Source organism: Actinoplanes campanulatus (genome assembly GCF_014647795.1).
Lineage (GTDB): Bacteria > Actinomycetota > Actinomycetes > Mycobacteriales > Micromonosporaceae > Actinoplanes > Actinoplanes campanulatus.
Genome location: NZ_BMPW01000066.1, coordinates 1 through 1735, shown reverse-complemented (window position 1 = coordinate 1735; position 1735 = coordinate 1). Strand labels below are relative to the sequence as shown.

Annotated in this window: 1 protein-coding gene and 1 pseudogene; one reads left to right on the top strand and one right to left on the bottom strand. The window is 68.4% G+C overall.

The genetic code is table 11. The features are described from left to right. Positions 1 to 794 precede the first annotated feature (794 nt). Positions 795 to 1205, bottom strand: coding sequence for an ATP-binding protein (locus IEZ13_RS46040; RefSeq protein WP_183228028.1), 411 nt, complete (start codon positions 1203 to 1205; stop codon positions 795 to 797). 308 nt (positions 1206 to 1513) lie between these two features. Here IEZ13_RS46040 and IEZ13_RS46035 point away from each other — a divergent pair. Continuing rightward, positions 1514 to 1735: pseudogene (locus IEZ13_RS46035) on the top strand (RNA polymerase sigma factor SigF); the annotation flags it as partial.

Sequence of the window (1735 nt, the reverse complement as noted above, 5' to 3'; positions counted from 1 at the left end):
CCTTTGCCCGTTCCGCTTTCGCGGCCCGTTCTCCGGGGCACTCGCTCTACTTTACCCTCGCTATTCCGTCTCGCCAAATCCGGGGTGTTCCCGGTTTCGGTGAGCTAGGAATTCGCTCGAGTCCCGCGGAAGCTTACACGATCGCTCGTGCGCTAGATCCTTGGGGTTTGGCAGGACGGCCGGTCTAGCGGATCTCTCCGCTTGCCTCGCCCGTTTCCCTGCCGGCTCGGAGAACATTACCCGCTCCCTCCAGCAACGCCAAATCGGCCCCCACACGTGATCGCACTCCCGTGGCCACTGGTGCCGGCGAGCCGAAAGAGTTTCTGCGACCTTGCGAAGCCGCCCCGATACGCAATGAACATGCCGCTCACCGATCCCACCACCAACAGAAATGGCGCCCAGCAGCATTCGCGCAGCTCAGCCCCCTTTTCCAAGCCGCCGCCCCCGACCGCCCACCGCCTGACAAAGGCTTGCGTGGTCGCCCACCCGCGTCATGGCGGCAGGCCGAGCACACGAACGGCGCGACGTGAGCACCCACCGGGCCGAACAGCGCGCAACGAGGCAAGACCAGCGGGGTCAGGGCTGTCTCGGACCCTTCGAGACAGCGTTCGGCCAGCCGAAGAAGATCAGCCACGGCTGACGGGAAGCGGGCACGGCCCGCGCGAGTGGGGCGGGGCGTGTGCGGTGGGAAGTGCTCCGCGCGTACGAGAAAGGGGAGAGTTGGAGAGTCGCCTGGATGGGGCTCGGGGGCGGGCGGCGTGAGCCGCGGGTGATTTGAGGTGGCCCGGCGCGGATCAGATGGTGAAGACGGCCCAGACGTGTTTGGTGGTGGCGGTTCGGTACCAGCCGAGGTCGGTGGCGAAGGTGCGGGCCAGGTGCAGGCCCAGGCCGCCGGAGCCGATGGGGCGGGACTGGTCGAAGAGGGGTTCGCCGGCGAGGTCGTGGTCGGCCACGTCGAGGATGAGGTGGCCGGGCTCCTCCAGGAGGCGGATCACCGTGGGTGGGCGGCCGTGGCGGAGGGCGTTGGTGGCCAGTTCGGTGGCGACCACCGCGATGCGGTCGAGGCCGTCGTCGTCGATCAGGGTGCCGGTGACCGCATCGCGCAACTCGGCTCGCAGCCGCCGTAGGTCCTGGACGCTGTCGAGGGTCCAGCGGCGTTGCTCGGTCGCCGCCGGGTGCGGGACCGGGGCGGGCAGCGACGTCATGTGCCTATCTTGCCCACTCGCGGGGGATTCGCGGAGGCCCGAGCGGGTCAGCGTGATCGCTTTTCGGAGCCGCCCGCGGGCCGTCACGCCAGAGACATGGAACAAAAACCGATGGTTTAAGACCGTTTTGTCACGTTAACACACTCATACTTTCGGCTAGTGTTCCATCGACCTGTCGTATAGAGTCGGCGTAACCGAACGGCCAAGTGCGCCTGGGCGGCGGACGCCGCCCATAGATATGGATGCCCTACCGACCGGGTCCCGAACAGGGCCGGCTCCGGTGGAGAAGCTCCGGGGAGGACCACGACATGACCGTCACCGAGACCTCGACGGCGGTGTCACCGTCGACCACGGCCCGCGCCACGGCTCCGGTCGACAGCGCTGCCGAGTTGCTCGCCGCGATGGCCGCGATGCCGGTGGGACACCCGTCCCGGGCTTCACTGCGGGATCGGGCGATCGAGGCCTGGCTGCCACTCGCCCGGCACCTCGCCCACCGCTACTCCGGCCGCGGCGAACCCACCGACGACCTC